The 3,436-nt window shown below is 36.3% G+C and carries 6 protein-coding genes; 2 read left to right on the top strand and 4 right to left on the bottom strand.

All coding sequences use genetic code 11. The annotated features are described in order from the left end of the window. The 3 genes from U0M88_RS06635 to nusB all read right to left on the bottom strand — a co-directional run. A partial coding sequence (locus U0M88_RS06635; RefSeq protein WP_331869304.1) for a hypothetical protein occupies nucleotides 1-377 on the bottom strand: 377 nt, incomplete at its 3' end. Nucleotides 378-437: 60 nt separating this feature from the next. Next, the gene (yajC, locus tag U0M88_RS06640) at nucleotides 438-749 is read right to left on the bottom strand and encodes a preprotein translocase subunit YajC (RefSeq protein ID WP_022455838.1); all 312 of its coding nucleotides are present in this window, start codon (nucleotides 747-749) and stop codon (nucleotides 438-440) included. 61 nt (nucleotides 750-810) lie between these two features. Next, nucleotides 811-1,530: a transcription antitermination factor NusB gene (gene nusB / locus U0M88_RS06645; RefSeq protein WP_331869305.1), complete on the bottom strand. Its 720-nt coding sequence runs from the start codon at nucleotides 1,528-1,530 to the stop codon at nucleotides 811-813. Nucleotides 1,531-2,021: 491 nt separating this feature from the next. Here nusB and U0M88_RS06650 point away from each other — a divergent pair, with 491 nt between their 5' ends. Further along, entirely contained in the window at nucleotides 2,022-2,399 is a 378-nt protein-coding gene (locus U0M88_RS06650) for a DUF3276 family protein (RefSeq protein WP_331869306.1), read from the top strand. Between the two features lie 112 nt (nucleotides 2,400-2,511). On the opposite strand, the gene U0M88_RS06655 is transcribed toward U0M88_RS06650, so the two are convergent. Next, nucleotides 2,512-2,682, bottom strand: coding sequence for a DUF362 domain-containing protein (locus U0M88_RS06655; protein WP_022455835.1), 171 nt, complete (start codon nucleotides 2,680-2,682; stop codon nucleotides 2,512-2,514). A 148-nt stretch (nucleotides 2,683-2,830) separates the two neighbouring features. Between U0M88_RS06655 and porT the strand changes: the two genes are divergently transcribed. Continuing rightward, nucleotides 2,831-3,436 (top strand): type IX secretion/gliding motility protein PorT/SprT (porT, locus tag U0M88_RS06660; protein ID WP_442902238.1); only part of this gene is annotated, 606 nt, incomplete at its 3' end.

Genomic DNA, 3,436 nt, shown 5'->3' on the forward strand with positions numbered 1-3,436 from the left:
CTGTAAAGCGTCGTCGTGGCCAATACTTGCTTTTGGATTTCGGCTTCAATCTTTTTCTTGTCAACAACAAACTTTCCGGTTTCTTTGGAAGCTCCGGTCATATCAATAGTGATTGATCTGAATTTCTGACCAATCATATAGTTAAGCAGCGCACTTCCTTTATCTTTTATCCGAATGGATATTTCCTGCGGAACTTTGTTTGTGAAAATAATATCTTCCGGAACGTTATTGTATCTGAGTGGTATAGACATGACTGTTTCGTATTCTTGTTGCAGACTTTGCAACAGCCAGAATCCAAAAGATAACAGGACGAAACAAGAAAAAATTAAAGCTTCTTTCCATCGTTGGCGATGCAAAAAAGCTTTAATGTCTGCCAAAACAGTATGATATGTCCGGACACAATTAGTAAGCCATGACATATATAGAAAATCTTTTAATTACTTTTGTTTTGCATCTTCTGATGAAGCAAAAACAGATGTCTTGTCAATCTGGATATTTACGCCGTTAGCGATTTCGATGACCATATATACGTCACCAATCTCTTTGATCTTTCCATAAATACCACCTGCAGTGATTACCTTATCGCCTGTTTTCAATGCTTCACGAGCTTTCTGGATTTCTTTTTGTCTTTTTTGCTGAGGGCGTATCATGAAGAAATAAAAGATTGCTACAATGACAACCATCATGATAATACCAGACCATTGAGATTGTCCGGCTGCCGCTTGAAGTAGAATACTTAAGTTCATCATATTTATATTAGTTATACATTATCAATTGTGTATTTGACGGACACAAATGTAATGATAAAATTTAATCTTTCAATATTAGCTTCTCATTTTTTAGTTCATTGACAATGGAATCCAAAATTCCGTTGATGAAAGTTCCACTTTTCGGTGTACTGTAATATTTAGCCATGTCAATGTATTCATTCAATGATACATTAGTCGGGATTGTGGGGAAAGTCATGATTTCGGCTAATGCAACTTGCATAATCAGCATATCAATGTTGGCAATTCGTTCGGATTCCCAGTTCTTCATGTGTTTGCTGATTCGCTCGCGGTATTCTTTTCCCTTTAAAATAGTTTGGTGGAACAGTTTAGTGGCAAATACTTTGTCTTCCTTGTCTTTAAACATCGGTAATAATTCCTGTTTGCTACCTTCTGTTTCCTTGAATTTCTTGATTGTTTTGAGGACGAATGTTTCGACGATAGCGATATCATCATTCCAGTAGATACTTTTATCCTCCAGGTATTCTTCGATATATTCGCTGCTGCAAATTATTTTCTTAAAGATCTGACGCCAGAATTCACGATCCGTTTCGTAATTGTCTTCTTGGTTTTCCAAATACTCTGCGTAAATGTCGGAAGCAAGAATCAGTTCTAATACTTGTTTGATGAAGTCTTCATCATTGGCCCATGAAATACCTTCTGCAGTAACATATTGATTCAATGCCTCATTGTCTGCCAATTGTTTGATAAAACGATTATCGATCAAACGCGTATTGGGTGTTAAGTCTTCCGGTGTCGGCATGAATTTGTGTTTGCGGATATCAAGATTTCTTCTGTGTAAATTGGTTACTTCAATCATCAGAAGAAGTAAGTAATGATATAGGTCGTACGATTTTTGAAGACTGAACATGAGCTCGTTTTCTGCAACTTTTAAATCACCATGTCCGTTTTGATAGTATGAATAAACTATCTGTAAGACTTTAATACGGATTAAAATTCTGTTAATCATCGTTTGAAGGAACTACTTTGTGTTTAATATTTTCAGTTTGCAAAGGTAATGATTCTTTTTGGAATAGTGAATTTAAAAGATATTCTTTCTATAAATTTGATTTTTGGCCATTATTTTTTAGGTTAAAATGATTGAAGATTAGAAAAAAATGCGCATATTTACACCCTAATAAGTTGAGCTTGTCAAACACAACTGATAAGACTCTGTTTATTATGTTGTGAAGGAAATGGCTTGCAGAGCTTAGTTAATAATGAATGAAGACGAAATAATTTAAAAGTTATGCCATGGAAGAAGGAAAGAAGAAAAACATTGTTGAGGGTGGCGATAAAGAAATTCTGTATTCGAAAGCCATAAAGGCCGGTAAACGCATTTATTACCTGGATGTAAAGAAAAATTTGAAGGAGGATTTGTTTTTGGCGATTACTGAAAGTAAAAAGATCCAGTCAAAGGAGAGTTCGAATGTAACCTTTGAGAAGCATAAAATTTTTCTTTACCGCGAAGACTTTGATAAGTTTGTGGATGGTTTAGTGGATGTGATCGGCTATGTTAAATCTCATAAGGGAGAAGTAACGCGTTCGGAAGAAAATGCTCCGAAGAAAAAGGAAGCTCCTGTTGAGACGGATTCAGACATTAAGCTGGATATCAAATTCGATGCAGAATAAGCTTTTATTCACCTTGCAGGAAGATGAAAAAAATAGGATGCCTAAGTATTTAGACATCCTATTTTCTTTTAAGCATGTATGATTGTCATATATGCTTATTTGTTTTGCGGAATTAAGCACCCGGGTGAATTGCTTCTGTAGGACATGCTTCTGCACATGTTCCACATTCTGTACACATATCAGGGTTGATACTGTACTTATCACCTTCAGAAATTGCTCCTACCGGACATTCGTCGATACAAGTTCCGCATGCAATACAATCATCGCTAATTACGTAAGCCATATTCTTAAACGTTTAAATGTTAACTATTAGTCGTGCAAATGTAGGATATTATTCGGATTAAAAAAATAGCTAAGGCTATATTTTTTTATATTTTCCCTTTGTTTGCAATAAAAACAATGTATCTTCGTTATATAAAAAAACAAGAAAGTTGAGACGTTTTATAGTTATAGTAAGTGTGCTCTGCTGTTTTTCAGCAGTCGTTTGGGGACAACGGGAGAAGGTGAAGAATCAGCCGTATGTGGATAATAAGTTATTTCACTTAGGTTTTCATGTGGGGATTCATGCGCAGGATATGTTATTAACGCATACCGGCGTTTCTACAAACGGTGAGACTTGGTTTGCGGAAATACCAACTTATTCTCCGGGATTCAGTGTCGGTGTGATTGGTGATATGTTCCTCAATCCTTATTTTAATTTGCGTTTTATTCCAACCATTAACTTTGGTGACAAGCGTTTCGTGTTTCGTGAGCAGGAAACCGGTGAAGAGTTTCGTACATCTGTTCGATCGAGTTACCTGACGCTGCCGTTGAGTGTGAAGTATTCTTCTTTCCGATTAAACAATTGCCGCCCTTATTTGACGGCAGGAGTTTATGGTGCCATGGATTTAGGTCGCAAAAGAGGAAATCCTTTATACCTGAAAGGCTTTGATTATGGGTTGGAATTCGGTATCGGCTGTAATATCTATTTGCCCTTTTTCCGGTTATGTCCGGAGTTGAAGTTTAGTTTCGGTTTGCCGAATTTGCTTGTAAAAGAC

Origin of the sequence: Faecalicoccus sp. (assembly GCF_036552745.1) — a bacterium.
Classification (GTDB): Bacteria; Bacillota_I; Bacilli_A; order Erysipelotrichales; family Erysipelotrichaceae; genus Faecalicoccus.

Bases quoted from the DNA above. Each gene is read 5' to 3' on its own strand.
- U0M88_RS06655 (WP_022455835.1), bottom strand. From the start codon at position 2,682: ATGGCTTACGTAATTAGCGATGATTGTATTGCATGCGGAACTTGTATC.
- yajC (WP_022455838.1), bottom strand. From the start codon at position 749: ATGATGAACTTAAGTATTCTACTTCAAGCGGCAGCCGGACAATCTCAA.
- U0M88_RS06650 (WP_331869306.1), top strand. From the start codon at position 2,022: ATGGAAGAAGGAAAGAAGAAAAACATTGTTGAGGGTGGCGATAAAGAA.
- nusB (WP_331869305.1), bottom strand. From the start codon at position 1,530: ATGCCGACACCGGAAGACTTAACACCCAATACGCGTTTGATCGATAAT.